This is a genomic window from Polaromonas sp. (assembly GCF_049790275.1).
Classification (GTDB): Bacteria; Pseudomonadota; Gammaproteobacteria; order Burkholderiales; family Burkholderiaceae_C; genus Polaromonas.
Genome location: NZ_JBAQYR010000006.1, coordinates 28,046 through 53,738, shown reverse-complemented (window position 1 = coordinate 53,738; position 25,693 = coordinate 28,046). Strand labels below are relative to the sequence as shown.

20 protein-coding genes are annotated in these 25,693 nt (G+C 63.1%); 6 read left to right on the top strand and 14 right to left on the bottom strand.

Going from position 1 to position 25,693, the window contains the following annotated elements; all coding sequences use genetic code 11:
* Window positions 1–15: 15 nt before the first annotated feature.
* The 7 genes from WA904_RS00845 to glyQ form a co-directional block, all read right to left on the bottom strand.
* Window positions 16–4,713 (bottom strand): PAS domain S-box protein, encoded by a 4,698-nt coding sequence (locus WA904_RS00845; RefSeq protein WP_425195238.1) that lies wholly within the window; start codon window positions 4,711–4,713, stop codon window positions 16–18.
* 352 nt (window positions 4,714–5,065) lie between these two features.
* Window positions 5,066–5,509, bottom strand: coding sequence for a response regulator (locus tag WA904_RS00840; RefSeq protein WP_348070548.1), 444 nt, complete (start codon window positions 5,507–5,509; stop codon window positions 5,066–5,068).
* A 140-nt stretch (window positions 5,510–5,649) separates the two neighbouring features.
* On the bottom strand, window positions 5,650–6,660 hold the full coding sequence (locus WA904_RS00835; RefSeq protein ID WP_425195237.1) for a M48 family metallopeptidase: 1,011 nt from the start codon (window positions 6,658–6,660) through the stop codon (window positions 5,650–5,652).
* 35 nt (window positions 6,661–6,695) lie between these two features.
* Entirely contained in the window at window positions 6,696–7,451 is a 756-nt protein-coding gene (locus WA904_RS00830) for a lysophospholipid acyltransferase family protein (protein ID WP_425195236.1), read from the bottom strand.
* 85 nt (window positions 7,452–7,536) lie between these two features.
* Window positions 7,537–8,094: a D-glycero-beta-D-manno-heptose 1,7-bisphosphate 7-phosphatase gene (gene gmhB / locus WA904_RS00825; RefSeq protein WP_425195272.1), complete on the bottom strand. Its 558-nt coding sequence runs from the start codon at window positions 8,092–8,094 to the stop codon at window positions 7,537–7,539.
* Between the two features lie 23 nt (window positions 8,095–8,117).
* Window positions 8,118–10,217 (bottom strand): glycine--tRNA ligase subunit beta, encoded by a 2,100-nt coding sequence (gene glyS, locus WA904_RS00820; protein WP_425195235.1) that lies wholly within the window; start codon window positions 10,215–10,217, stop codon window positions 8,118–8,120.
* Window positions 10,218–10,219: 2 nt separating this feature from the next.
* The gene (glyQ, locus tag WA904_RS00815) at window positions 10,220–11,140 is read right to left on the bottom strand and encodes a glycine--tRNA ligase subunit alpha (RefSeq protein WP_425195234.1); all 921 of its coding nucleotides are present in this window, start codon (window positions 11,138–11,140) and stop codon (window positions 10,220–10,222) included.
* An 87-nt stretch (window positions 11,141–11,227) separates the two neighbouring features.
* On the opposite strand from glyQ, the gene WA904_RS00810 reads away from it, so the two are divergent.
* Entirely contained in the window at window positions 11,228–12,154 is a 927-nt protein-coding gene (locus tag WA904_RS00810) for a bile acid:sodium symporter family protein (protein ID WP_425195233.1), read from the top strand.
* Window positions 12,135–13,883: an N-acyl-D-amino-acid deacylase family protein gene (locus WA904_RS00805; protein WP_425195232.1), complete on the top strand. Its 1,749-nt coding sequence runs from the start codon at window positions 12,135–12,137 to the stop codon at window positions 13,881–13,883. Before WA904_RS00810 ends, WA904_RS00805 begins: the two co-directional genes overlap by 20 nt.
* Before the next feature lie 98 nt (window positions 13,884–13,981).
* Here WA904_RS00805 and WA904_RS00800 read toward each other — a convergent pair whose 3' ends face one another.
* Window positions 13,982–14,995, bottom strand: a complete 1,014-nt coding sequence (locus tag WA904_RS00800; RefSeq protein ID WP_425195271.1) for an asparaginase — start codon at window positions 14,993–14,995, stop codon at window positions 13,982–13,984.
* Between the two features lie 374 nt (window positions 14,996–15,369).
* On the opposite strand from WA904_RS00800, the gene WA904_RS00795 reads away from it, so the two are divergent.
* Window positions 15,370–16,287 carry a LysR family transcriptional regulator gene (locus tag WA904_RS00795; RefSeq protein WP_425195231.1) on the top strand — a complete coding sequence of 306 codons (918 nt, stop codon included), beginning with the start codon at window positions 15,370–15,372 and terminating at the stop codon, window positions 16,285–16,287.
* Window positions 16,288–16,305: 18 nt separating this feature from the next.
* Here the strand turns inward: WA904_RS00795 and lnt are convergent, their stop codons facing one another.
* The 4 genes from lnt to WA904_RS00775 form a co-directional block, all read right to left on the bottom strand.
* Window positions 16,306–17,916 (bottom strand): apolipoprotein N-acyltransferase, encoded by a 1,611-nt coding sequence (gene lnt, locus WA904_RS00790; RefSeq protein ID WP_425195230.1) that lies wholly within the window; start codon window positions 17,914–17,916, stop codon window positions 16,306–16,308.
* 23 nt (window positions 17,917–17,939) lie between these two features.
* Complete coding sequence (locus WA904_RS00785; protein ID WP_425195229.1) at window positions 17,940–18,794, bottom strand: HlyC/CorC family transporter; 855 nt, start codon at window positions 18,792–18,794, stop codon at window positions 17,940–17,942.
* Window positions 18,795–18,952: 158 nt separating this feature from the next.
* Window positions 18,953–20,275: a sulfatase family protein gene (locus WA904_RS00780; protein ID WP_425195228.1), complete on the bottom strand. Its 1,323-nt coding sequence runs from the start codon at window positions 20,273–20,275 to the stop codon at window positions 18,953–18,955.
* Between the two features lie 11 nt (window positions 20,276–20,286).
* Window positions 20,287–21,303, bottom strand: coding sequence for a tripartite tricarboxylate transporter substrate-binding protein (locus WA904_RS00775; protein WP_425195227.1), 1,017 nt, complete (start codon window positions 21,301–21,303; stop codon window positions 20,287–20,289).
* Window positions 21,304–21,379: 76 nt separating this feature from the next.
* On the opposite strand from WA904_RS00775, the gene WA904_RS00770 reads away from it, so the two are divergent.
* Window positions 21,380–21,925: a MarR family winged helix-turn-helix transcriptional regulator gene (locus WA904_RS00770; protein WP_425195226.1), complete on the top strand. Its 546-nt coding sequence runs from the start codon at window positions 21,380–21,382 to the stop codon at window positions 21,923–21,925.
* A gap of 135 nt (window positions 21,926–22,060) precedes the next feature.
* On the opposite strand, the gene WA904_RS00765 is transcribed toward WA904_RS00770, so the two are convergent.
* Both WA904_RS00765 and WA904_RS00760 read right to left on the bottom strand, forming a co-directional pair.
* Window positions 22,061–22,789 (bottom strand): GNAT family N-acetyltransferase, encoded by a 729-nt coding sequence (locus tag WA904_RS00765; RefSeq protein ID WP_425195225.1) that lies wholly within the window; start codon window positions 22,787–22,789, stop codon window positions 22,061–22,063.
* A gap of 267 nt (window positions 22,790–23,056) precedes the next feature.
* Window positions 23,057–23,530, bottom strand: a complete 474-nt coding sequence (locus WA904_RS00760) for an Lrp/AsnC family transcriptional regulator (protein WP_425195224.1) — start codon at window positions 23,528–23,530, stop codon at window positions 23,057–23,059.
* Window positions 23,531–23,653: 123 nt separating this feature from the next.
* Between WA904_RS00760 and hppD the strand changes: the two genes are divergently transcribed.
* Window positions 23,654–24,796 carry a 4-hydroxyphenylpyruvate dioxygenase gene (gene hppD, locus WA904_RS00755; RefSeq protein WP_425195223.1) on the top strand — a complete coding sequence of 381 codons (1,143 nt, stop codon included), beginning with the start codon at window positions 23,654–23,656 and terminating at the stop codon, window positions 24,794–24,796.
* Window positions 24,793–25,680 (top strand): phenylalanine 4-monooxygenase, encoded by an 888-nt coding sequence (gene phhA / locus WA904_RS00750; protein WP_425195222.1) that lies wholly within the window; start codon window positions 24,793–24,795, stop codon window positions 25,678–25,680. The genes hppD and phhA overlap by 4 nt, the downstream gene beginning before the upstream one ends.
* Window positions 25,681–25,693 lie beyond the last annotated feature (13 nt).

Below are 25,693 nucleotides of genomic sequence, written 5' to 3'. Positions count from 1 at the left end.
GGCCCATCTCCGGCATCAGCCAGCCGTGGCGACACCAGGCAGGGTGAAAAAGAAGGTAGCGCCCTTGCCGGGCTCAGCCTGGGCCCAGACCTGGCCGCCGTGGCGGCTGATCACCCGGCTCACGGTGGCCAGCCCTATGCCGGTGCCGGGAAATTCGGTCACGGCATGCAGCCGCTGGAAAGTGTTGAACAACTTGTCAGCATAAGCCATGTCAAAGCCCGCCCCGTTGTCCTGCACAAAAAGCACCGGCAGCCCGGCAGCGTCGGTGGTGCGTCCCACCCGGATATCCGCATGGGCTTGCCGGGAAGAAAATTTCCAGGCATTGCCCAGCAGGTTTTCCATCACCACCCGCACCAGCCGCCCGTCGCCCTGAACCTGCAGGCCCTCTTCAATATGAATGCTGGCCACGCGCTCGGGGTTGCGGCCCCGGCATTCGTCGGCTATTTCATGCGCAATGGCGCTGAGATCCACAGTTTCATGCCGCAACTGCATGCGCGTGACCTGTGCCAGGGACAGCAGGTCTTCAATCAGCCGCCCCATTTGCGCCACACCCGCCTGGATGCGCGCCAGGTAATGCTGGATTTTTTCATTCGGCTGGCCGGTATCAAGCTGCTTGGCCAGCAGGCGGCTGAAGCCGTCGATCGTGTTCAGCGGCGAGCGCAGGTCATGCGACACCGAGTAGGAAAAGGCTTCGAGTTCCTGGTTGGACAGGCGCAAGGCGGATTCAATGGCCTTGATCTCCGTCACATCGGCATCGATGCCGACCCAGAACAGGACCTCACCGCTTTTTTCATCCAGCACCGGGGAGCCGCGGTAAGCCATGGTATGGTACGTGCCGTCTGTGGCCAGCACGCGCCGCATGCCTTCGTACGGCTGCAGGCTCTGGCGCGACGCTTCCCAGCTGGCGGACAAGGCGGGCAGATCGTCGGGGTGGATGGCTGCCATCCATTTGGTCCCCATCCAGTCCGCCGGCGTGCCCCCCATCAGCTCGTACCACTTGCGGTTCACGTAAGTCATGTGGCCTTCGGCATCGGCATTCCAGACCACCTGCGGGGCCTGTTCGGCCAAGGCCCGGAACAGGGCCTCCTGCCGCGCCAGGGCCGCGGTCCGCTCGGCGACTTTTTCTTCCAGCCCCTGGTTGAGCTGCTGCACCTGCTCGAAAAGCTTGGCGTTTTCAATCGCAATGGACGCCAGTTGCGCAAGCTCGACAGTCACGTACTGGTCCTGCAGCGTGAAGTCGCCCTCGTACTTGTCGCTCAGTTGCAGCAGGCCGATGTTTTCCCCGTTGCGCCCCGTCAGCGGCACCGCCAGCCAGCCCCGCATGGGCGGTTCGGTGCCGGCGTCATTGCCAAAACCGGTCCAGCGTGGATGGGCCTCGAGTTCGGCCTGGGTCAGCCGCATCGGGTGGTTGGACTCGACGACTTCGCCGTAGAGGCCACAGCCATGCGAGAACCTCACGAAATCCCGGCAGTTGGCATATTTGTCGGAGTGCGAAACCGCGTTGACCGTGCGTGACTGCTCGGCGCCTGCAACGGTCAGGCTCACCACCGCCAGGTGCACGCTCACGACAGCCCGCGCCTGATCCACGGTTTCCTGCATCGTGGCTTCAACGGTGCGGTGGCGGGTGATGGCCTGCGTCGCATCGGCCGCATGCTCCAGCGTGAGCAGGTAGTCCTGCACGTCTTTTTCGGCCTTCATCTGGGCAGTCATGTCCAGCGCCACGACAAAACGCGCATCCTGGCCCTCGTACTGGATGGTGCGGGAAATCGTTTCCACGTGGAATTCGGTCCCGTCCTTGCTGCGGTGCAGCCGCCGGTTGACATCTTTCCGGACGCCTTTGCCAATTTCGGCCCTCAGGCGGCGGCCTTCCTCCTCGGAGCGGATGTCATAGATGTTCATGCCCATGAATTCGTCGTGCGTGTAGCCATAACGCCGGGTGCAGGCTTCATTGACCGCGACAAACATCTGGGTCTGCGCGTCGATGATCCACATCGGCACAGGCGCCGCCTTGAAGAGGACGGCGTAACGCCGCTCGCTGTTGACCAGGGCCTGCTCGGCGAGCTTGCGGTGCGTGACGTCGCGCTCCACCGACACCCAATGGGTGAACTGCCCCTTGCCGTCCGCAATCGGGACGATGTCGAGCTCTATCCAGAACTCCTTCCCGTCCTTGGTGTAGTTGATCAGTTCACCACGCGTGGGCTGCCAGCTCCGGAGCGCGGCGCCTATGCGCTCGAGTTCGGCACGCTGCGTGTTGGGGCCTTGCAGCAGCCGCGGGGACCGGCCCAGCACCTCTTCACGGCTGTAGCCGGTGCGGCGCTCAAACGCATCATTGACAAAAACAATACGCGGCCCCGACGCGTCGATCACGGCATCGGTGATCAGCACGATGTCGTTGAGCCGGGAAATCGCTGTTTCGAGCAGGCGCAGCTGTTCTTCCGACGCGTGTTTTTCGCTGATGTCCTGAAGCGCCCCCACAACGCGGATGATCTTGCCGTCCTCCCACAAGGCACGCCCCTGGGTCTTGACCCAGATGCGCCGGCCTTTTGCGGTCACCATGGGCAGTTCCAGGTCCCAGGGTATGCCGTGCTCCGCAGCAGCCCGCGCGGCAGCGCTTATCACGGCCTGCGCTTCGGGCGCGTAGAACATCAGCGTTGCATCGACGCTCACCGGAACACCCGGGTCCATCTCGTGGATGCGGTAAACCTGCTCGGACCAGACCACCCGCATGTCGGAAAGAATGACTTCCCAGCCGCCGATCTTTGCCATTTCGCCGGTGCGCCGCAGCAGCTCCGTGGTACGGGCGGCGGCCTGCTCCGCGAGTTTTCGCGCGGTGATGTCCTGCACCACACCGGCGCGCAGGATGGCCGCACCCGAGCTGTCGGTCTGGGTTTCGCCGTGCTGGTGTATCCACCGGAGTTTTCCATCGGGCAGCACGACACGGTATTCAGTATCCAGGGGCTTGCCCTCCCGTGTCGCTTCCTCGCGCAAACGCAGGTACCCGGAACGGTCATCCGGATGGATCATCCCGACCACGTTGTCCCCGTTGAGGTCGAAGTTTTCCTTGGCCAGCCCATACAGCTCGTACACCTCGTCCGACCACCAGCCCTGGCCGGTTCTGAGGTTCCGCTCCCAGTTGCCGATGTGTCCCAGGCGCTGCGCGTTGAGCAGTTTGCGCTGGGCCTCGCGCAGCTCCTCGTAGCCGCGCGTCTGCTCCAGCTGCAGCCGCTCGATCTCGGTGACATCGGAAAACACCATCAGCGCCCCGACAATGCCACCGGCTTCCTCCATGGGGCGATAGGTGCAGTTGATCAGCCGCCCTGCGGGCTCACGCTCGTTGCGCATCAGCACGGGCAACGGCCCGCCACTTTCACCCCGCAGCGCCTTGTAAAGGGGCAACTCGTCGAAGGCAAACAGCGTCTGCGTGCCCGGCACAAAAAGACCTTGCTGCTGCGGCCACTGCGGGGCCAGCACCAGCGACATGTCATCGATGGCAAAGAGCCGCGCCGCGGTTTCGTTGATCAGCAGCAAGCGCCCGGCGGCATCAACCGCCATCAGCCCTTCCTGCATGCTGTTGATCGTCAGTTCCAGCGTGGCGTAGGCCTGCCGGTTTCGCGTCAGTTCATTCTGCAGGACCCGTTCGCGATGTTCGAGGGAGTCTGCCATCAGGTTGAAGCCGGCCGCGATACCCGAAAATTCGCTTTGAACGTCCTTAGGGTCGACCGGTATACGCGCATCCAGATGCCCTTTCTCCAGCCGCCAGGTCGCGTGCAGCAGTTGCCGGGCCGGCGCCACAATGGCGCGGCCGGCAATCATCCATGCCACCCCGGCGCCAAGCAAGGCCACCAGTGCCAGCGCCGTCAGTTCAATCCACAGCTGGCGCTGGCCGGGCCCGACGACCAGGTCACGGTCCATGCTGACCGAAACGAACACCGCCGCTTCCGTGTGCGGGTTGCTGGGCATGAAGGCCCACAGGCGGTCCTGGCCCGCGCCATCGAGGCCTTCGCGCACGCCCGTGCTCATGTTCTTGACCGCTTCCCGCAACACCTGGCTGCGAACCTTTTCTCCCACCTTGACGGGAAGCACGGGTTTGCTGGCGAGCAAGGTGCCCTCACGGTCCTGGATTCCCAGCGCGGCGCCCGGAGGGAGCCGTATCGCGGCAATCGACTCGGCCATTTTGGCGAGTTCGAATGATGCAAAGACTACCCCCGTGACCTTGCCGTCTGTGCTTGTCACCGGCTGCGCGTAGGTCAGAACGGGCTTGCCAACCAGGCGTCCGACGGCATAGGTGCCAGCCACAAAACGGCGCTGGGCAAGGGCATCGCGGAAATAGGTGCGGTCACCCAGAAAAGCTTTTTTCTCGCTGCCCAGGGCGTGGCAGCGGGTGTGGCCGTCCAGCCCCAGAAGGCCCACGTTGGCGTATTCGGGAAGCTGCCGGGTCAGGCCTGAAAAATAGCGGTTGCAGTCGAAGTTGCCGCTGCTGTCCTGCAAGCCCGGCAGGGACGCAATCACCGACAGCACCTGCCGCGCGGAATCGGCCGCGCGCTCCTGGCTGGCAGCAGCCAGCGACGCGGCGAACTGCAGGTTGGCCTTGCTGCGCTCCAGCTCGGCGTCGGCGTTGTGCAACGCCTTGAAAATCGACATGCCGAACAGCGGAACAATGGCCACCACCACCAGCAGGACAATGCGCGCGCGCAAGCTGATCCGGAATTTCATGCGGCTTTCCACCGTTCGACCCGGAAACCGTGAATGGCTCCGATGGAACAGGCAGTCATGGGGCCGCCAGGCAAATATGGGTGTTGACGGGATCGTTGGCGGGCGGGCGCGCGCCGCAGTCCCAGGCCGGGCCTGGGGGGGGGAACCGGGCGCAGCAGGCGCTTGCCCGAATCCTCAAGGGGGTCAAGAAAGGACAGGTCTGTGTTCATGCGGGCCATGTTGCTGAAGCAGGCAGACAACTGCCGGTTTCAGTAGGACCACCCGACTGTAATTCATACGCCGCTATGAACCGCAAGCGTTTGTCCCCGAATGCGCGGGTTCCGGCCCGCTGCAGCGGCCGGCTTGCGGGCCGTCAAGCCGAGGCGATGGACTCGTTGACCCGCAACCAGTAATCCTGCAGGCGGCTGAGTTTTTCGGTGAAGTCACCGAAGTCGACGGGCTTGCGCACAAAGCCATTGGCGCCGCTCTGGTAGCAGGCAATGATGTCGGACTGCTCGCTCGAGGATGTCAGCATGACCACCGGAACCAGTGCGGTCAGCGGGTTGCTGCGCAGGCTGCGCAACACGTCCAGGCCCGACAGCTTGGGCAGCTTCATGTCGAGCAGCACAAAAGCGGGCTGCTTCTGCGTGTCGCGGCCTGCATGCACGCCCTGGCCGAACAGGTAATCCAGCGCCTCCGCACCATCGCGCGCCGTGACAATGGTTGTGTCGGCGCCGCCCTGCTCCTGGAGCGTCAACACAGTGAGTTCCAAGTGATCAGGGTTGTCTTCAACTACAAGAATGGGCTTGTCATTCATAAAAACCTTTGCTTTCAGCGTTTGAAGCTGTCACTTTCATCATATTTGTCATATTACAGAAATTTACATGATTGTCCAGCAACATGTGAAAGTTTCCCGACTTTTCTCACGAACGCCCGAATTTTCAGGCTTTTCCCCAGCTACCACCTGGGAACGGCTTCCTCTTTCAACTGGTTGCGCAATTCGGCATAGTCCGGAACCACCGTACGCACAGTGTCCCAAAAGCGCGGGCTGTGGTCCATCACGCGAAGATGGCTCAATTCGTGCACCACCACGTAGTCGATGACGGACTGCTTGAAATGAATCAGCCGCCAGTTCAGCCGGATGGCGCCATCGGCGCTGGCGCTGCCCCAGCGGGTGCCGGCACTGCTCAGACTGAGCTTGCGCCACTGCACGCCCAGATGTGGCGCGAAATGGTTGAGGCGCTCGGTAAAGAGACGTTTGGCCTGACGCATCAGCCAGGCCTGCACGGAGTCGCGTATCTGTTCGGCTGTTGCGTCATGCGCCAGGGCGATGTGCAGGGTCAGCTTCGCCACCCCCGGCAGGCTGTTGTTGGGCGCATCGGCCCCGGTGTGCAGCACGGCGCCTGGCATGCCGCTGTTTTTAAGCTCGCCACCCACACCGCCAAAGGCGTGCCGCGGGTCGATCACCACAATCACCGGCTCGCCCAGAAAAGGCAGGGTCGTGCCGTCTTTCCATTCAATGCGTGCCGACTCCAGCTTGTCGTGCCGGGCGCGGGTCTCCTGCAACTTCCTGACAATCCAGCCGGACTTTTCCTGGACGGCTTTGTCGATTTCATACAGCGGCACCCATTTGGGCGCGCTGACGACCAGCCCCTCGGCACCGACTGAAAACCCGATGGTGCGGCGTTTGCCGCGCCGGAACTGGTAGCCCACCACCGTGCCCTCCAGCAAGGCCTCGCGTGTGGCGGCGGGGTGGCGGTAAGTCGCAGGGGCCAGCAATTGATCCAGGCTCTGGGTGGGCAGCGAATTTTCCTGGATTGCTATATTTTCAATAGCTGTTGGCGCAGGTTCAGCAAGGGCTTGAGGCTGATTTTGACCAGACACCGCGCGTTTTCCAGGGCCAGGCACCGCAGGCGCGGCGGGCTCCAGGTCAAAGAGGTCGAGCGTGAACTGAAGAAGCCGTTGCATGCAAACAGTTTAGCGTTGTGCCGGCTGCGCAGGCCTCAGGCGGCCACACCGGCGGTTTCCGGGTAAGCCTCGGGGTCGAGCCGGCGCATTTCGGTTTCTATCCAGGCCTCGACTTCGCGCATCAGCTCGTCGGGCTTGCGGCCCACGCTGCTGATGGGTTTGCCGATGGAAATGTCCACGATGCCCGGCTTCTTGATGAAGGCCTTGCGCGGCCAGCACTTGGCAGAAGTGACGGCCACCGGAATCACCGGCGCACCGGTTTCGATGGCCAGCCGCGTACCGCCGCTCTTGTAGACGCCTTTTTGCCCGCGCGCTATGCGTGTGCCTTCGGGGAACATGATGACCCAGACACCCTGGCTCATCAGGCGGCGGCCTTGTTCCACCACCTTGTTGAAGGCCTGTGCGCGCTGGTTGCGGTCGATGTGGATCATGTCCATGCGCGCCATGGCCCAGCCGAAAAACGGAACGTAGAGCAGCTCACGCTTGAATACAAAAGCCAGCGGATGCGGCATCAGGGTCACCATGGAAAAAGTCTCCCAGGTGCTCTGGTGCTTGACCAGCAGCACGGCAGCACTGGTTTCGCCCGAGGGCAGGTTTTCCATGCCGGTCACACGATTCCTGATGCCGAGGATCACCGTGCCGCCAGTGACGGCCAGGCGCAGCCAGCCCGCGCACATCCAGTAGATCTGGGTGCTGCTGCCGAACAGCGAAAAAACCAGCACGGCCAAGGCCCACGGAATCACCGTGACGATCATCCACAGCAGGTGCAGGATGGAGCGGATCAGGGGCATGGCAGGTCTCTTCTGTCGTTTTTCATGATGTTTTATGGTTCCAGCCCTTTAAACACGGGCGCGAGCAGCTATTGTTTTCATAGCATCAGGCCGGAGCGCCGCGGCTCAGCAGGAATTCAACAAAGGCCGGCAGATCGGCATGAAGGCGTGTGCCGGGCGGCAGGCCTTCGGGCTGGCCACCGCCTTTGTACTGCGCGGATTTTCCGGTCAGCACGAGGTGCGGTTCACAGCCCGCGGCGGCGCCTGCCAGCAGGTCGCGCACAGAATCACCGGCGGTAGGCACGCCCTTGAGCGGTACGCCAAACCGCGCGCCTATCTGTTCGAACAGACCGGGCAACGGCTTGCGGCAGGTGCAGCTCTCCTCCGGGCTGTGCGGGCAATAAAACACCGCGTCAATGCGCCCGCCCTGCGCGGCCAGCATCTTGTGCATCTTGGCGTGCATGGCGTTGAGTGAAGCCACATCAAACAGGCCGCGACCCAACCCCGACTGATTGGAGGCAATCACCACATGCCAGCCGGCATGGTTCAGCCGCGCTATCGCCTCCAGCGAACCCGGCAGCGGCACCCACTCTTCCGGCGTCTTGACGAAGTCTTCGCTGTCGCTGTTGATGGTGCCGTCGCGGTCGAGGATGACGAGTTTCATGAGCTTCGCCTGCTTGGTCTGGCTCATGACGCGAGCCTGGAAAGATCGGCGACGCGGTTCATGGCGTCATGCAGGCTTTTGAGCAGGCCCTGCCGGTTCAGCCGCAAGTCCATCTCCTCGGCATTGACCATCACGCCATCGAAGAAGGCATCGACCGGTGCGCGCAGTGCCGCGAGCGATTGCAGCGAAGCGGTGTAGTCACCGGACTCGAACTGGGCATTCGCTTTGGGCACCACGTCCCGCAGTGCGGCGTACAGGGCCACTTCCGCGGGCTCCTTGAGCAGCATCTCGCTGACATGGGCGTCCACATCCTGCGCCTTCTTGAGGATGTTGGAGATGCGCTTGTTGGCCGCAGCCAGCGCGGGAGCTTCGGGCAGCGCGGCGAAGGCGCGCACGGCCGACAGGCGTTTGGCGACATCGCCAAGGCGCTGGGGTTGAAGCGCCAGCACGGCTTCAACTTCCTGCGCGCTGAAGCCCTGCTCGCGCAGGGAACCGGCGAGACGGTCGTAAATGAAGTCGATCAGTGCCGTGGAGGCGTCCCCGATCTTGTCGCCAAACACCGGCTGGGCGCCCTGGACCAGTTCGCGCAGACTCAGGGGCAGGTCTTTCTCGACCAGCATGCGAATCACACCCAAGGCATGGCGGCGCAGCGCGAACGGATCCTTGTCACCGGTCGGCAGGTTGCCGATGCCGAACATGCCAGCCAGGGTTTCGAGCTTGTCGGCCAGCGCCACAATCGCGCCTACATCATTGCGCGGCAACTCGTCGCCGGCAAAACGCGGTTTGTAATGGTCTTCAATTGCGTCGGCCACGTCCTGGCTCAGACCATCGTTGAGCGCGTAGTAACGGCCCATGATGCCCTGCAACTCTGGAAACTCGCCCACCATGTCAGTCACCAGATCGGTCTTGGCGAGTTCGGCGGCGCGCAGCACGTCGGCCACATGGGCATTTAGCCGGTTGGCGATCGCTTCGGCAATCGCCCGCACACGCTTGACGCGTTCCCCCTGCGAACCGAGCTTGTTGTGATAAACGACTCTATCCAGACCTTCGACGCGCGAAGCCAGCGTCTTCTTGCGGTCCTGGTCGAAGAAGAACTTGGCGTCGGCCAGGCGCGGGCGCACCACGCGCTCATTGCCCTGAATCACGGCACTGGCATCGGTCGGGCTGATGTTGCTGACCACCAGGAACTTGTTGCTCAGCTTGCCGGAAGCTTCCAGCAGCGGAAAGTATTTCTGATTGGCCTTCATGGTGAGGATCAGGCACTCTTGCGGCACGTCGAGGAACTCTTTTTCGAATTCACAGACCAGCACATTGGGGCGCTCGACCAGCGCAGTCACCTCGTCGAGCAGCGCGTCGTCTTCAATCGCCTTGACGCCACCGCCCACCTTGACAGCCGCCGCAGCGAGTTGTCTGGTGATCTCGGCTTTGCGCTCGGCAAAACTGGCGATCACCGCACCGTCTTTTTTCAGCGTGGCGGCATAACTGTCGGCGTCTTTCAACACCACCGGGTCAACCGATGCTTCAAAGCGGTGGCCATGTGTGCTGCTGCCGGCTTTCAGGCCCAGCGCCTCGATGGCCACCACATCGCCGCCATGCAATGCCACCAACCCATGCGCGGGACGCACAAACTTCACGTCGCTCCAGCCATCGGCCAACTGGTAAGTCATGACCTTGGGAATCGGCAGTTTGGCGATGGCTTCCAGCAAGGCTTTCTGCAGGCCTTCGACCAACGTGGCGCCTTTGACATTGCTGTCATAAAACAGCGCCTCGGCCTTGCCGTCGGGAGCACGCTTGAGGCCAGCCACAGCCGACGCGTCGGCGCCGAGCGCCTGAAGCTTTTTCAGCAGGGCCGGCGTGGCATTGCCCGAGGCGTCCAGGCCCACCGTCACCGGCATGAGCTTTTGCGAGACGGCTTTGTCGGCAGCCTGCGCTGCCACAGCGGTCACATGCGCAGCAAGACGCCGTGGTGAAGCAAAGGAAGTGAGCGCGGAGTTGGCAGCGGTCAGGCCTTGGGCCTTGAGTTGCTCGAACAGCACGCCGGCAAATGCTTCGCCGAGTTTTTTGAGCGCCTTGGGCGGCAGCTCTTCCACAAACAGTTCAACCAGAAGGTTCTTCGTTGTCATTTTTATGCGGCCTTCTTTGTCATCTGTTCCACCCACTCGCGCGGCGCCATGGGGAAGCCCAGCCGTTCACGGCTTTCGTAATAACTTTGCGCGACGGCACGCGCCAGGTTGCGGATGCGGCCGATGTAGGCGGCGCGTTCCGTCACGCTGATGGCACCGCGGGCGTCGAGCAGGTTGAAGCTGTGCGCTGCCTTGAGCACTTGCTCATAGGCCGGCAGCGCGAGCTGCACCTCGATCAGGTGTTTGGCCTGCTTCTCGTGCGCGGTGAAAGCCGTGAACAGAAAGTCGGCGTCGCTGTGCTCGAAGTTGTAGGTCGATTGTTCCACCTCGTTTTGCTTGTAGACGTCGCCGTAGCTGAGTTTGGAGCCGTCCGCGCCTTCGGTCCAGGTCAGGTTGTAGACGTTGTCCACGCCCTGCAGGTACATGGCCAGACGCTCCAGACCGTAGGTGATCTCACCCGTGATGGGCTTGCAGTCGATGCCGCCCACCTGCTGGAAGTAGGTGAACTGCGTGACTTCCATGCCGTTGAGCCAGACTTCCCAGCCCAGGCCCCAGGCGCCCAGCGTGGGGTTCTCCCAGTCGTCTTCCACGAAGCGGATGTCATTTTTCTTCAGGTCAAACCCCAGCGCCTCGAGCGAGCCGAGGTAGAGCTCCAGGATGTTGGCGGGTGCCGGCTTGAGCACGACCTGATACTGGTAGTAGTGCTGCAGGCGGTTCGGGTTCTCGCCGTAACGGCCGTCTTTCGGCCGGCGGCTCGGCTGCACATAGGCGGCCTTCCAGGGCTCCGGGCCCAACGCTCTCAAAAACGTAGCAGTGTGCGACGTACCGGCGCCGACTTCCATGTCATAGGGCTGCAAAAGCGCACAGCCTTGGGCGTCCCAGTAGGACTGCAACTTCAAGATGATTTGCTGAAAGGTCAACATAGATTGGGTGTGCCGCGACGCGTGGCCGCGGGTAAGCGCAGATAAACGCAGGTAAAGGACCGCACGGGCCTGAACCCGCGAAAACCCTTGATTTTACGGAGCTTTTTCCGGTTTACCCTCGGGCACAAGGAAAGTGTCATGACAACCCAACAACTGATCCTGAGCTTGGTGCTGGCCACGATGGTGTTTTCGGTCGCGCTGGAGCTGCGGCTGGACGACTTCAGGCGCGTCGCGCAAACACCCAAAGCCGTCATTTGCGGGCTGATCCCGCAGTTCATCCTGCTGCCCGTGGGCACCTGGCTGGCCACCCTGGCGCTGGACCTGCCGCCCAATGTCGAAGCCGCCATGATTCTGGTGGCCGCCTGCCCGGGCGGCAGCCTGAGCAATGTCATCACCCACCTCGGGCGGGGCAACACCGCGCTGTCGGTCAGTGTCTCGGCGGTGGCCAGCCTGATCGCGCTGGTGGCCACGCCCTTCAACTTCAGCTGGATGGTGGCCTCCAACCCGGCCACGGCAAGCTGGCTCAAAAAGCTGGACATCGACCCCTCGGGCATCTGGATCAGCCTGTTTGTGTTGCTGGCCCTGCCGATGGCGCTGGGTTTGCTGGTCTCGCACAAGCTGCCCGCATTGACGGCGCGCATCCAGAAGCCGCTGGGCAATTTCTCGCTGCTGGCCCTGCTGGCCTTCATCGTGCTGGGCCTCATCAAGGAACGCCAGCTGCTGACGCTGGGCCTGCTGCCCATGCTGGCCATCGTGATTGCGCACAACGCAAGCGGCCTGTTCTTCGGCTGGGCCACCAGCAAGGCCATGGGCGTGAGCGAACGCGACCGGCGTGCCGTGATGATTGAAGGGGGCATGCAGAACTCGGGCCTGGCGCTGGGCATCATTGCCGTACAGTTCAATTCGGACCTGGGCATGGTCATCATTGCCAGCTTGTGGGGCATCTGGCATATCGTGAGTGGCCTGTCGCTGGTCTGGTTCTGGAGGAGAAAAGATGCTCGATCTGCTCATTAAAGGCGGCACCGTCGTTGACGGCAGCGGCGGCACACCTTTCATGGCCGACGTCGGCGTGCAGGGCGGCCTCATCGTGGAAGTCGGCCACATCACAGCCTCAGCGCGCGAAACAGTGGACGCCAGAGGCGCCTGGGTCACGCCGGGCTTTGTGGACATTCACACGCATTACGACGGCCAGGCCACCTGGGACGAAACCTTCAGCCCCAGCATTCACCACGGCGTGACGACGCTGGTCATGGGCAACTGCGGCGTCGGCTTCGCGCCGTTGCGGCCGGGCAACGAAGACCGGCTGATCAAGCTGATGGAAGGCGTGGAAGACATTCCCGGCGTGGCGTTGACCGAAGGCGTGCGTTTCTCGTGGGAAAGTTTTGGTGACTACCTGAACGCGCTGGACGCCATGCCGCACAGCCTGAACTTCCTGGCCATGGTGCCGCACGACCCGCTGCGCATGCTGGTGATGGGTGAACGCGCCGAAGCCCGCGAGGCGGCAACAGCGCAAGACATTGCGGCCATGCGCGAGCACCTGCGTGCGGCGCTTGAAGCCGGTGCCGCAGGCTTTTCCACCGGCCGCTCGGACAACCACCGCACGGCCGAAGGGCACGACACACCGGCCTCGATTGCCAGCGCAGCCGAGCTGACCGGCATTGCGCAGGCCTTTGCCGGCCTGAAACACGGCGTGGTGCAGGTGGTCAGCGACTTTGACCTGATGCAGGGGCCGCAGAACTTCGATGCCGAATTTGACCTGGTGGAGCAGCTCGCAACAGCCAGCGGACGGCCGCTCTCGATGAGCTGGCTGCAGCGCGACCCGGGCGGCGAGCAGTACCTGGCCATGCAGGCCCGCGTGGAAGCGGCCGTGGCGCGCGGCCTGCCACTGTACCTGCAGGCGGCGGCACGCGGCATAGGCGTCATCAACGGGCTGGATGCGAGTTTTCACCCCTTCATGGGGTTTCCGGGCTACAAGGAAATTGCTACGTTTTCAGTAGCTGACCGCGCAGCTGCCATGCGGGAACCTGCCCGAAAAGCCCGCATCCTGGGCGAGAAGTCGGAACGCCTGGCGGGCGACGGCACGCCGATCCCGCCGCTGGTGGACATGCTGCTGGCGCGTATTGAGATGATCGCCGGTCGCATGTTCCCGCTGGATGCCACGCTGAACTACGAACCCAATGTGATGCAGAGTTTCCTGGTGCGCGCCAAACAGCGCGGCACCACGGCGCTGGAGGCGCTGTACGACCACTTCAGCGAAGGCGACGGCAGCAACCTGGTGTACTTCCCGATCTTCAACTACAACCAGGGTTCGCTGGATGCCGTGCGCCAGATGCTGGGCCACCCGCGCGCCCTGTTCGGGCTGGGCGATGCCGGCGCGCATGTGGGCACGGTGTGCGACGCCAGTTTTTCCACCTTCATGCTCACACACTGGGTGCAGCACCGCGCACAGGACCGCCTGCTGCTGGAGCAGGCTGTGGAGATGATGACATCGCGCAATGCGCGCTACCTGGGCCTGGCCGACCGCGGGCTGCTGGCGCCCGGCCTGCGTGCCGACATCAACGTCATCGACCCGGCCCGCCTGAGCGTGGGTGTGCCCAAACTCGTGCGCGACCTGCCCGGAGGCGGCAAACGCTTTCTGCAGAAGGCACAGGGCTACATCGGCACCTGGGTCGCGGGCCAGTGTGTGGCGCGCGAGGGTGAAGTCACGGCGGCGCGGCCGGGACGGCTGGTGCGCGCCGGATAAAAAAAGGCCGAAGTCACAAGCAAAATGTGATTCCAGCCCTTGTGCCACCTGCGCCAGCAGCTATTGTTTAAATAGCAAGCTCTGCGCCCGATGCGGGATCAATACTCCCAGAACACCCGCTGCAGCTGCTTGCTGTCGAGGTTTTTGGTCAGTGCCACGGCCGCCAGGATGCGCGCCTTCTGCGGGTTCAGGTCGTGCGCCACCACCCAGTCGTACTTGTCGTCGGGTTGCTCGGCGTTGCGCAGCACAAAACCTTCGGGCACGCGGGATGAGCGAATCACCTGCACGCCTTTGGCGCGCACTTCCTGCAGCGCCGGAACCACGCGGTTGGCCACCGAGCCATTGCCCGTGCCGCCGTGGATCAGGGCTTTCACGCCCGATTTGCCCACGGTGTCCACCAGGGTGCGCGGCACGTTGCCGTAGCTGTACACGATGTCCACCGGCGCCAGCGCGTCGAACTCGTCGATGTTGAATTCGGACTGCGCGGTGTGGCGCTTCACCGGTGCGCGGAACCAGTAGTTCTTGCCTTCCACCACCATGCCCAGCGGGCCCCACTGGCTCTTGAATGCCTCGGTCTTGATGTTGATGGTCTTGCTGACGTCGCGTCCGCTCTGGATCTCGTCGTTCATGGTGACCAGCACGCCCTTGCCTGCGGCGTCCTTGCTTCCGGCCACGCTGACGGCGTTGAACAGGTTCAGCGCGCCGTCGGCCGACAGTGCCGTGCCCGGGCGCATGGAACCGATCACCACGATGGGTTTGCTGGTGCGGATCACCAGGCTCAGGAAGTAAGCGGTTTCTTCCAGCGTGTCGGTGCCGTGGGTGATGACGATACCGTCCACGTCGGCTTGCTTCACGAGTGCCGAGACACGTTTGCCCAGTTTCATCAGGGTTTCGTTGTCGAAACTTTCCGAGGCAATCTGCGCCACCTGCTCGCCGCGCACATTGGCGACGTTGGCCAGCTCCGGCAGGCCTGCCAGCAGCTTGTCGACCGGCACCTTGGCGGCGGCATAGGTGGCGCTGTTCAGTGCCGACGCACCAGCGCCGGCAATGGTGCCGCCGGTGGCCAGGATCACCACATTGGGTTTGGTTTGTGCGGCGACCGGAGCGGACATCGTGCCCAGCGCCACAAATGAGGCCAGACCGAAGCCGGCGGCCAGTTGTCCAAGTTTCAGTTTGATTTGCATGTCATGTCTTCCAGGGATGAATAGTTCTAGTTCACACGCAAAGAACAGGCCATTGAGGACGCCCTGTTTCATTGCCTCACAGTTTTGGGTACCCGGGGCTGCTTGCTCAAAAAGCTGTCTGCCGCCGGCTCGTGGCCGGCACCTTGCAGCCAGAGGGCTCCCGGGTGGCTCATGGTAGGCAGGCCTGAAGCGAGTGGCGATGCATAATGCGCCGCAGGGTGTGACTAAAACTCACACCCTCGCAAACATCTGCTCCCACGCCGTTTTCCCCCGAACAGCACGCCCCGCACAACTCCGGCGACATGAATCTCAGGCAACTTGAAGTTTTCCAGGCCGTGATGCAGACCGGCAACATGAGTGCGGCGGCGCGCCTGATCTGCATCACCCCCTCGGCCGTCAGCAAAACCATCTCGCACACCGAACTGCAGCTGGGCTACAAGCTGTTCACGCGGGGCAAGGGTGCGCTGGCGCCCACGCCAGAGGCGCGCGTCCTGTTTGAAGAGTCCACGCTGATTCACCGCAAGCTGGACGAGCTCAAGCGCATCGCGGTCAACCTGCGCCAGGCCGACGGAGGCCAGGTCAGGCTGGCTGCCATTCCGTCCATCAGCCATGAATTTCTGCCGCTGGTGCTGGAAAAACACCTGGCGCGCCATCCCCGCGTCAGTGTGGAAGTGCGCACCCTGCACCAGGACCAGATGGTGCAGGCCTTGCTGACAAGAAGCGTGGACTTCGCGCTGGGGTTTTACGAACACCCACACCCGTTGCTGACCAGCACCATGCAGGTGAGCGGCCCGCTTTACCTGTGCGTCACGCGCGATATCTGGCAACGCGCCGTGCGGGCGCGGCGGCAGAACCCGATGACCTTTCTTTCCAGCATGCCGCTGGTTCGCCTGGTGGGCGAAGACCCGATGTGCCAGTCGATTGACGAGCTGGCCCGCAACCTGGGCCTGACGGCGCCCGCCAACCTGCAGGTGCACACCTCGCGGCTGGCGCTGGAGCTGGTCAAGCGCGGCATGGGCTGGACCGTGGTGGACTTCCTGACGGCCAGCAACCTGGACACCTCCATGCTCACGGCGGTGCCGCTGCATGACTTTGCGCCGATTGCCCTGTACCTTTACTTTGCAAGCAGCACACCGCCCGGCCAGGACGCGCTTCGCATGCTGGACATGCTGCCCGGGCTGTTGCACCAGGTGATGGGGGCGGGCCTGAAAGCGGACTAAGCCGCAGCAGAAGGATTTTTAACGGCGGCGCAGCGCAGCGGCCAGCAACACCAGCGCAAGGCCCAGGGCCCACAGCGGCCACAGGCCATAACGCGACACCCACCAGGCATAAGGCGTGATGCCGTTGCGCCCCTCGACCTCGCCCACCAGCGCGCCGCGCGTATGCCGCGGCAGTTCGTGGGTGACCTTGCCGCGGTGGTCGATGATGACCGTGGCGCCGGTGTTGGTGGCGCGCAGCATGGGGCGCTCGAACTCCAGCGCGCGCATGCGCGAGATGGCCAGATGCTGGTCAATGGCAACCGTGTTGCCGAACCAGGCAATGTTGCTGACGTTGACCAGCACGGTCGGCGCGGTGGAAACATCGCGGAAGCTGGCGCCCAGCTCTTCGCCGAACAGGTCTTCGTAGCAGATGTTGGGCGCCAGCCGCTGGCCCTGCCACTCGAGCGAAGGCTGGCCGAGCGCGCCGCGCGAGAAGTCGCCCAGCGGGATCTTCAGGAGATCGATGAACCAGCGGAAACCCGGCGGCACAAATTCGCCGAAAGGCACCAGGTGATGCTTGTCAAAACGGAAGGCCTGCGCCTGGCCGGGTTTCAGGCCCACCACCGAATTGGCATACCCCGCGCTGTAACTGCCCAGCGGAACGCCGATCAGCGCCGCCTGCTGGCCCGAGGCAAACCGCGCCTGCAGGGCGCTCCAGTAACCTGGGGGCAATTGCTGCGGCAGCAGCGGAAGCGAGGTCTCGGGAGCAACCACCAGAGGGGTTTTGGCACCCTGCAGTTGTTCGCCGTACCAGCGCAGTGCCGTTGCCAGGCCCGTGCCCGGCTGGAATTTCTCGTCCTGCGGAATGTTGCCCTGCAACAGGGTGACCTGCAGGCTGCCCGCCGTGGTGGAAGCCGGCTTCCCCGCCAACAGCGGCCCGGCCGCGATGGCCAATACGAAAAGAGGAAACAGCACCAGCTGGCGCCGCGAGCGACTCACGCCGGCCAGGCCGGCAGCAAGGAAGGCCGCCACAAACGTGATGCCATGAACACCCACCCACGGCGCGTAGTCGTCCAGCCAGCCACTCAGATGGGCATAGCCGGCTTCGCCCCAGGGGAAACCGGTGAAAAACTCCACCCGCGCCAGCTCAGCCAGCAGCCAGAGCGCTGCAAAAACAATGGCACGCGATGTCCCTCCAGCGGGCGCCACTGCTACATAAGCTGCACAAGCCAGGGCGTAGTAGGTGGCCAGAAGAATCGCCAGCCCGCCAACCGCCAGCACCGTCAGCGGCGCGGCCAGGCCACCGTACACATGCAGCGAAATGAACAGCCACCAGAAGATCCCGCCCAGCCAGGCGCTGGCGAACAGCCATCCCAGCAGCAAGCCCTGCTTGAAGCGGGCGCAACGGTCGAGTTGCCAGGCCAGCACAGCCAGGGCCAGCAGTTGCAGCCACCAGACCGGCTGGCCCTGCGCCAACCCGAATGAAAAAGGCCATGCAATGCTCAGGGCATGGGCGCCGCCAGCTATCAAAACAAGAGCGTAATCGAGGAAGGAGAGCCCTTTGCGCTGCTTGGGGTGCCCGATATGCTCCAGCAATGCCGGCATGGTGGGCAACGAAGACATCATGCTGTGGATCGAATGTTTGCCCATTGCTGCGTTTTCCCGGGGGTGCCTCAGGCGCTCGCCGTCACCGGCGCCACCTTGAACCAGCGCACCGCCCCGCCCTTGGTGTGCAGCACAGTGAACTGCAGCCCGGCCAGCGCATACAGTTCGCCGCGCTTGGGCACATGGCCCATCTCGTGGGCGACCAGGCCGCCTATGGTTTCGAAATCGGTCTCGGGCAGTTCGACGCCAAAGGCCTCGTTGACGCGCTCGATCGAGGTGTCGCCGCTGACGCGGTAGGTGTGGTCGGTCAGGCCAAAGATGTCGCCGTCGTCCTCGGCGATGTCGAATTCGTCCTCGATCTCGCCGACGATCTGCTCAAGCACGTCTTCAATCGTGATGAGCCCGGCAACGCGGCCGAACTCGTCGATGGCGATGGCCAGGTGGTTGCGGTTGCCGCGAAACTCGCGCAGCAGGTCGTTCAGCCCCTTGCTCTCCGGCACAAACACCGCCGGACGCAGCAGCGCGCGGATGTTGAGCTCGGGCGCGCGCTGCAGCTTGAGCAGGTCCTTGGCCATCAGGATGCCAATGATGTTTTCTTTTTCGTTTTCGTAAACCGGGAAGCGCGAGTGGGCGGTGTCTATCACCAGGTGCAGCAGCTCGTCGAAGGGTGCATCGATATTGATGGCGTCCATGCGCGGCGCGGCCACCATCACGTCCCCGGCCGTCATGTCGGCCATGCGGATCACGCCCTCGAGCATCTCGCGGCTTTGCGCGCCTATGACCTCGTTGTCCTGCGCCTCCACCAGGGTTTCAATCAGCTCGGCTTTGGAGTCGGGCCCGGGGTGAAGCATCTCGGCAAGCTTCTGGAGAAAGCCGCGTTTGTCTTCGGGCTTGGGCGGTCTACTGGGGGGGGAGTCGGACACGGAGGTGTTCGGTAGTTGGCAAGCTGACAAGGATAACGTAATTCATGGCGCTCCCTGTCATCCACCGGAGGCACAAACAAAGGCATTACATCGGCAGCCACGCGTGCCGGGCCGGCCATGTCCGGGGTACCGTGCGCCTGCCCGCTCCCCGGACCGGTTCAGCGCTGCGGCATGTCCTTGACCGAATAACCGAGGCTCACGGTGGCATCGGCCGGAATCGGCGGCATGCTGTCGTTCCACTGTTCCCATGCCTGGCGCATGGCCGCCAGGCGTTCGGGTTCGCGGCCGGCCAGGTTGGCCCGCTCACGCTCGTCGGCCGGGATGTTGAAGAGGTAGTCATTGCCGTCCACCCGCAGGTACTTCCAGTCGCCGTCGCGCAGCGCCCGCTGGCCCCGGTGGTTCATGCGCCAGTACAGCGGCCGGTGAAAGTGCTGGCCGGGCTGCTGCAGCACCGGCAGCAGCGACATGCCGTCCAGCGGGTAGCCGGGGTCGGCCGGCACGCCGGCCGCATCCAGCAGGGTGGCCGACCAGTCCATGCTCATGCAGTGCTGCGCGCTGACCTGGTCCGCCGCGATCTGCGCCGGCCAGTGCGCAATCCACGGCACGCGGATGCCGCCCTCCGTGAGGTCCATCTTGCCGCCCACCAGCGGCCAGTTGTCGGAAAAACGTTCGCCGCCGTTGTCACTGGTAAATACCACCAGCGTGTTGTCAGCCAGTCCGTGCCGGTGCAGGGCGTCCATCACTTGGCCGATGCCTTCGTCCATGTGGTGGATCATGCGGCGGTAGCTGTGAATGTTGCCGCCGTGCAGGTGAAACAGGTTGCCCTTGAGGTCCTGTGCCAGCGCCTCGTCGTCACGGGTCTCCCAGGGCCAGTGCGGTGCGGTGTAGTGCATGCTCAAAAAGAAGGGCGTGCCGGATTTGGCCCCGTCGGCCATGCGGTTGACATAGTCCACCGAGCGCTGCGAGATCAGATCGGTCAGGTAGCCGTCTTCCTTTTTTTCCTCCTCGCCGAACCACAGGTCGTGGCTGCCGCCCGAGCTGCAATGCGTGAAGTAGTCCACCCCGCCGGACATCGGGCCGAAAAACTCTTCATAACCCGAGCGCAGGGGGCCGAAAGACGGCGGGTAGCCCAAGTGCCATTTGCCGATCAGGGCCGTGCGGTAACCGCCCGCCTTGAGCAGCGAGGGCAAGGTCGGGTGTTCGGGCGGCAGGCCCAGCGTGGTGCTGCCGCGGCTTTTGCTGTTGATGGGTTCTTCGGCGGCGCCGCGCAGGCGGTACTGATAACGCGCCGTCATCAGGGCAAAGCGGGTGGGCGAGCACACCGGGGAGTTGGAGTACCCCTGGGTGAACTTCATGCCCCCGGCGGCCAGGCTGTCGAGCACGGGCGAGACGGGCGCCCGGCCGCCGTAGCAGCCCAGGTCGGCGTAGCCGAGGTCGTCTGCAACGATGAAGATGATGTTGGGGCGTGGCGAGGCGGTCAAAGCTCACCCGCTCAGGATTCGGGCTTGAAGCCCGAACGCCGGATCACCGGTGTCCACTGTGTGTTGAAGGCCTTGAACGACGCTTCCGTCTGTGCCTGGGTCATGGCCACGGGCACCATTTTGGCGGCCGTGAATTTGGCGCGTGTTTCCGGCTCCGACATGATCTGGAACACCGTCTTGCTCAGCAGTTCCACCGTAGCCCTGGGTGTGGTGGACGGCGCGAAAAAGGTGTTCCAGCCCATGGCGCTCAGCGGCAGCCCCTGCTCCTTGAAGGTGGGCACCGTGGGCGAGAACGGCGAACGCTTGACGCCCGAGGTGGCAAGAATACGCAGCTTGCCGCCTTCGTGATGCGGCAGCAAGGAATCCAGTGTGTCAAAAGCCAGCGGAATCTGCCCGCCAATCAGGTCGGTGATCAGCGGCGCCGAACCCCGGTAACCCACGACCTCGATATTCACCTGCGCCATGTAGCTGAGCATCAATGAGAAGAAATGCGGCAGGCTGCCGGTGCCGGGCACGCCGGCATTGGCCTTGTTCGGGTTGGCGCGAATCCACGCCAGCATGTGCGACACCTCCTTGACCGGCAAGGCGGCGCCCACCGCCACACCAAAGTCGTAATCAGTGACAGCTGCTACCGGCACGAAGTCTTTTTGCGCGTCATATTTGAGGTCTTTGTAGATGACAGGCGCCACGCTCATCACGGCCGGGTTGCCGAGCAGCAACACCGTCTGGTCCGGCGGTGTATTGACCAATTGCTGCGCAGCCAGCCGTCCACCCGCGCCGACACGGTTTTCCACGATCACCGTCCGCTTGAGCAATTGCTGCAGGCGGTCGGCCACCAGCCGGGCCGCGCGGTCGGTACCGCCGCCCGGCGGATACCCCACCACAATGCGCATCGGTGCGCCTTGCGCGTGTGCCCAGCGCGGCAAGGCGACGCTGGCGGCCAGTGCCCCTGCAGCGGCGGTGTGAACCAGAATTTTGCGGCGGTTGAAAGCAAGCGGTGCTGGCACGAGGGGCTGTGGCATGATCATTCTCCGGTTTTTGAGCCACGATTGTCCCGACACACCCATTGATTGCGGAAATCAATCATTCCCGGTAATAACCCTGATGCCCAGCCCCTTTCCAGCCGTGCCGCGCCTGGCGCAGCCAGAAATTCTCGACGACCTCCTGCTGTACCGGCTGAGTCGCCTGCAGGCGGCCGCCGGTGGTGTTGTGGTGCGTTACTGCGAAGGCCAGTTCGGTATCACCCGGCGCGAATGGCGCGTCCTGGCCGTGCTGGCCGCACGCGGGCCCATGGGTTCGTCCGCACTGGCGGAGCAGGCGCATCTGGATCGCCCGCGCACCTCCAGGGCCGTGATGGCGCTGGCCGGCAAAAAGCTGGTCAGCCGCAGCAGCCGCGCCGGGGATGCGCGGCACATCCAGCTGGCACTCACGCCTGCCGGCATTGCCTTGCACAGCAAGTTGTTCCCGCTGGTCAGCCAGATCAACCGTGACGTACTTTCAGCCTTGACGCTCGAGGAAACGGCTCTGCTTGGGGAGATGCTGGAGCGCCTGCAGCAGCGCGCCAACATCATGGCCGGCCAGAATGACCTGCCGCTTGCCGACCGGCGGCATGGCAGTAGCGGGCGGCGCTACAAGCCCGCTGCAGATTGACTTTTCGGCCCTGCTGGGGGCCATCTCCTCTCCATTCCAGCAGGGGCCGCGGATCTGGCTTTGCCAGTCCGCACGCGCAGCGGCCCCTCGGGGGGGGGGGCAGCGACCCACACGAAGTGGGGGAGCGTGGGGGCTTTATAGAGGCATGCGGTCGCGGCTGTCACGCACGCCTTGCCGCACTTCCTGCACCATCGCAAGAAGGTTCCAGAACTGCTTGGCCTGGACTTTGAGGCGGTAGTCGGTCTGGGCGATCTGCTCTTCGACGATTTCGCTCACGCGCGAGTCCAGATCGGCCGGCGGCAGCTTGAGGTAAGCCTCGCTTTCGGAGCCGTCGCGCTCGATCACCGCGCCGGCCTTGCGGGCGATATTGAGCATGGCGGTGTTTTCGCTGAGCGCGTGGATGAACATCATGCTCACACCCTCGTTCCGTGCATGCATCACGGCGCGCTCGAACAGGCGCGCGCCGTAGCCGCGCCCGCGTGCATGCTGGAGCACCGACACGCCAAATTCGGCGCAGCTTTTGAGTTCGGGATCGATGGACAGTGCCAGATGCGCCATGGCAATGAGTTCCAGCTTGCGGTTGTAGATGCCAAAGATCTCGTCGCGCTCGAAGTTCAGTCCTGCGGCGTAGCGGTGGATCTGCTCATCGCTGGCAGCGTAGCCAAACCGCAGGTAACGGTCATGGGCGTCGAGCGCCAGCAGGTGTTTTTCAATGCGCTCGCCGTGGCCGGGGCCGATGGAACGGATGGGCACCATCACGGGAGGCGCCCTGCGCTGCGTGCGCGCCGCAACCTCCACGGGCGGGCGAAAGAACTCCTTGCCTGCGGAGAGGGATGCCTTGAAGAAGGTGGCAGGGGTAACCATCGGCTCAATATAAGGGTTTTCCCTAGAATGTCCAGTCTTGAAGGTCATTCGGGCCCGCGAATGAAGGAGTTTGCTTCAATTACAAGGAAGAAGGCCTTTAGCCCTTTATTCACGGGCGTCAGCAGCTATTAAAAAGATAGCCGTTTATCCTGCTTGTCGCTGCGTGTGTTGGTAATAATCGACACTGAAAGGGAGGCTGGCCCCTAAATCAGCCTCCGGATCAAGGATTAAGCGCCGGCCATGCCACACAGGCAAGCGGGTCAACGCCTAAACCGGCACCGCGGTGGTGGTCTTGACCCGATCCAGCACAAAGCTGGTCTTGCAGTCCTGCACGCTGGGGTGCTTGAGCAGGGTGTCCATGATGAAACGGCTGTAATGGCCCATGTCGGCGACCACCACACGCAGCAGGTAGTCCATCTCACCGGTCAGTGCGGCGCACTCCACCACCTCGGGCCAGGTCTGCACGCTGGCCCGGAACAGGTCCATCGGGTTGCGTTTGTGGGATTCGGTATGTTTTTCGAGCCGCACATTGATATAGGCGGTTAGCCCCAGCCCCACCGACTCGGGCTTGACCAATGCCACATAACGGTCGATCACGCCGCTTTCCTCCAGCCGCTTCACCCGGCGCAACACAGCACTGGGCGACAGGTTGACCTGCTCAGCGATCTGTTCGTAAGTGGCCCGGCCATCGGCTTGAAGGCTGCGCAATATGAGCTTGTCCAGCTTGTCCAGTGCTTCCATGTCACATATTTTGCAGCTTTACTGCGCGTTTATCAATAATGACGCCTTGATTTGCACAAAAATTGATCGACCGCGCGCTTAAAGTGGATGTGCCTGTATTTTCTGAACCGCCTGGAGACACACATGAACGCAGCCATCAGCCCCGCCATCCTTTCTTCACCGTCGCCGCAAGCCGCAGCTGCCACTTGGGACAACCCCATGGGCACCGACGGCTTCGAGTTCATTGAATACGCCGCCCCCGACCCGGCCGCCATGGGCGCCTTGTTCGAGCGCATGGGCTTCAAGCCGATTGCCAAACACCGCCACAAAAACGTGACCTTGTATCGCCAGGGCGGCATCAACTTCATCATCAACGCCGAACCGGACTCCTTTGCCCAGCGTTTTGCGCGCCAGCACGGCCCCAGCGTCTGCGCCATCGCCTTTCGCGTGCAGGATGCGAAAGCTGCGTATGAGCGCGCCATTGCATTGGGCGCCTGGGGTTACGCCCACACCGCCGGCCCCGGCGAGCTGAACATCCCCGCCATCAAGGGCATTGGCGACTCCATCATCTATTTCATCGACCGGTGGCGCGGCAAGAACGGCGCGAAAGACGGTGACATCGGCAACATCGGCTTCTTCGATGTGGACTTCGAACCGCTGCCCGGTGCGGAACTCAACCCCGTGGGCCATGGCCTGACCTACATCGACCACCTGACGCACAACGTGCATCGCGGCCGCATGGCCGAGTGGTCGGGCTTTTACGAGCGCCTGTTCAATTTCCGCGAAGTGCGTTACTTCGACATCGAAGGCCAGGCCACCGGCGTCAAGAGCAAGGCCATGACCAGCCCCTGCGGCAAGATCCGCATTCCCATCAATGAGGAGGGCAACGAGAAAGCCGGCCAGATCCAGGAGTACCTGGACCGCTACCAGGGCGAAGGCATCCAGCACATTGCGATGGGCTCCGACGACCTGTACGCCACGGTGGACGCGCTGCAGCTGAGCGGCATCAAGCTGCTCAACACCAGCGACACCTACTACGAGCTGCTCGACAAACGCATTCCGGGCCACGGCGAAAACGTGGCCGAGCTGCAGTCGCGGAACATCCTGGTGGACGGCAAGCCCGGTGAATTGCTGCTGCAGATCTTCAGCGAAAACCAGCTCGGCCCGATCTTCTTCGAGTTCATCCAGCGCAAGGGCAACCAGGGCTTTGGCGAAGGCAACTTCAAGGCGCTGTTTGAAACCATGGAGCTTGATCAGATGCGCCGCGGTGTGCTTCAGACAGCATGACAACCACCACGCAACACGCAATGGAGAGCGTGGGGGCTGCTCCACCGGTTGTCTATGGCACCAGCGACCGCCCGCCACGCGGCGACTACTCGCGCGCCGGCGCAGATTACACCTGCCCACAGAACTATGCGGCTTACACGGTAGCCGATCACGACACCTACCGACGTCTGTATGAGCGCCAGGCCGCATTGCTGCCCGGCTTGGCCTGCGACGAGTTCATTGCCGCCCTGCCCTCGCTAGGCGCCAGCGACCACATACCGCGCTTTGAAGATGTCAACAAGCGTCTTCATAAAGCGACCGGCTGGGAAATCGTCACCGTGCCCGGGCTGATTCCCGAAGTGCCTTTTTTCACGTTGCTGGCCAACCGCAAGTTTCCGGTGACCGACTGGATACGCAAGCCGGAAGAATTCGACTACATCGTGGAGCCCGACGTTTTTCACGACCTGTTCGGCCACGTGCCGCTGCTGTTCAATCCCATCTTTGCCGACCACATGCAGGAGTACGGCAAGGGTGGGCTCAAGGCGCATGGGCTGGGCGCCTGCGAGCAATTAAGCCGGCTCTACTGGTACACCGTCGAGTTCGGCCTGATCCAGCAGAAAGACGGCCTGCGCGCTTACGGCGCCGGCATCCTGAGTTCATCGGGCGAGCTGCGGCATTCGGTGCGGAGCCCCGAGCCTCAGCGCCTGCCGCTGGACATCGAACGCGTCATGCGTACCCGCTACAAGATCGACAGCTACCAGCAGACCTACTTTGTCATCGAGAGTTTCCAGGAGCTGTTCGACAAAACCGCGCCGGATTTCACGCCGATTTATGAGCACCTTCGGGACCTGCCTGAAATTGCAGCGGATGCAAAGCTCGCAGAAAAAGAGGCCCTTCAATACTGAGGTCGAGTGGTGG

Bases quoted from the DNA above. Each gene is read 5' to 3' on its own strand.
- WA904_RS00760 (WP_425195224.1), bottom strand. From the start codon at position 23,530: ATGGAAGCACTGGACAAGCTGGACAAGCTCATATTGCGCAGCCTTCAA.
- glyQ (WP_425195234.1), bottom strand. From the start codon at position 11,140: ATGTTGACCTTTCAGCAAATCATCTTGAAGTTGCAGTCCTACTGGGAC.
- WA904_RS00795 (WP_425195231.1), top strand. From the start codon at position 15,370: ATGAATCTCAGGCAACTTGAAGTTTTCCAGGCCGTGATGCAGACCGGC.
- glyS (WP_425195235.1), bottom strand. From the start codon at position 10,217: ATGACAACGAAGAACCTTCTGGTTGAACTGTTTGTGGAAGAGCTGCCG.
- WA904_RS00835 (WP_425195237.1), bottom strand. From the start codon at position 6,660: ATGCAACGGCTTCTTCAGTTCACGCTCGACCTCTTTGACCTGGAGCCC.
- hppD (WP_425195223.1), top strand. From the start codon at position 23,654: ATGAACGCAGCCATCAGCCCCGCCATCCTTTCTTCACCGTCGCCGCAA.
- WA904_RS00770 (WP_425195226.1), top strand. From the start codon at position 21,380: ATGCCCAGCCCCTTTCCAGCCGTGCCGCGCCTGGCGCAGCCAGAAATT.
- lnt (WP_425195230.1), bottom strand. From the start codon at position 17,916: ATGGGCAAACATTCGATCCACAGCATGATGTCTTCGTTGCCCACCATG.
- WA904_RS00845 (WP_425195238.1), bottom strand. From the start codon at position 4,713: ATGAAATTCCGGATCAGCTTGCGCGCGCGCATTGTCCTGCTGGTGGTG.
- WA904_RS00765 (WP_425195225.1), bottom strand. From the start codon at position 22,789: ATGGTTACCCCTGCCACCTTCTTCAAGGCATCCCTCTCCGCAGGCAAG.
- gmhB (WP_425195272.1), bottom strand. From the start codon at position 8,094: ATGAAACTCGTCATCCTCGACCGCGACGGCACCATCAACAGCGACAGC.
- WA904_RS00840 (WP_348070548.1), bottom strand. From the start codon at position 5,509: ATGAATGACAAGCCCATTCTTGTAGTTGAAGACAACCCTGATCACTTG.
- WA904_RS00800 (WP_425195271.1), bottom strand. From the start codon at position 14,995: ATGTCCGCTCCGGTCGCCGCACAAACCAAACCCAATGTGGTGATCCTG.
- phhA (WP_425195222.1), top strand. From the start codon at position 24,793: ATGACAACCACCACGCAACACGCAATGGAGAGCGTGGGGGCTGCTCCA.
- WA904_RS00830 (WP_425195236.1), bottom strand. From the start codon at position 7,451: ATGCCCCTGATCCGCTCCATCCTGCACCTGCTGTGGATGATCGTCACG.
- WA904_RS00805 (WP_425195232.1), top strand. From the start codon at position 12,135: ATGCTCGATCTGCTCATTAAAGGCGGCACCGTCGTTGACGGCAGCGGC.
- WA904_RS00775 (WP_425195227.1), bottom strand. From the start codon at position 21,303: ATGATCATGCCACAGCCCCTCGTGCCAGCACCGCTTGCTTTCAACCGC.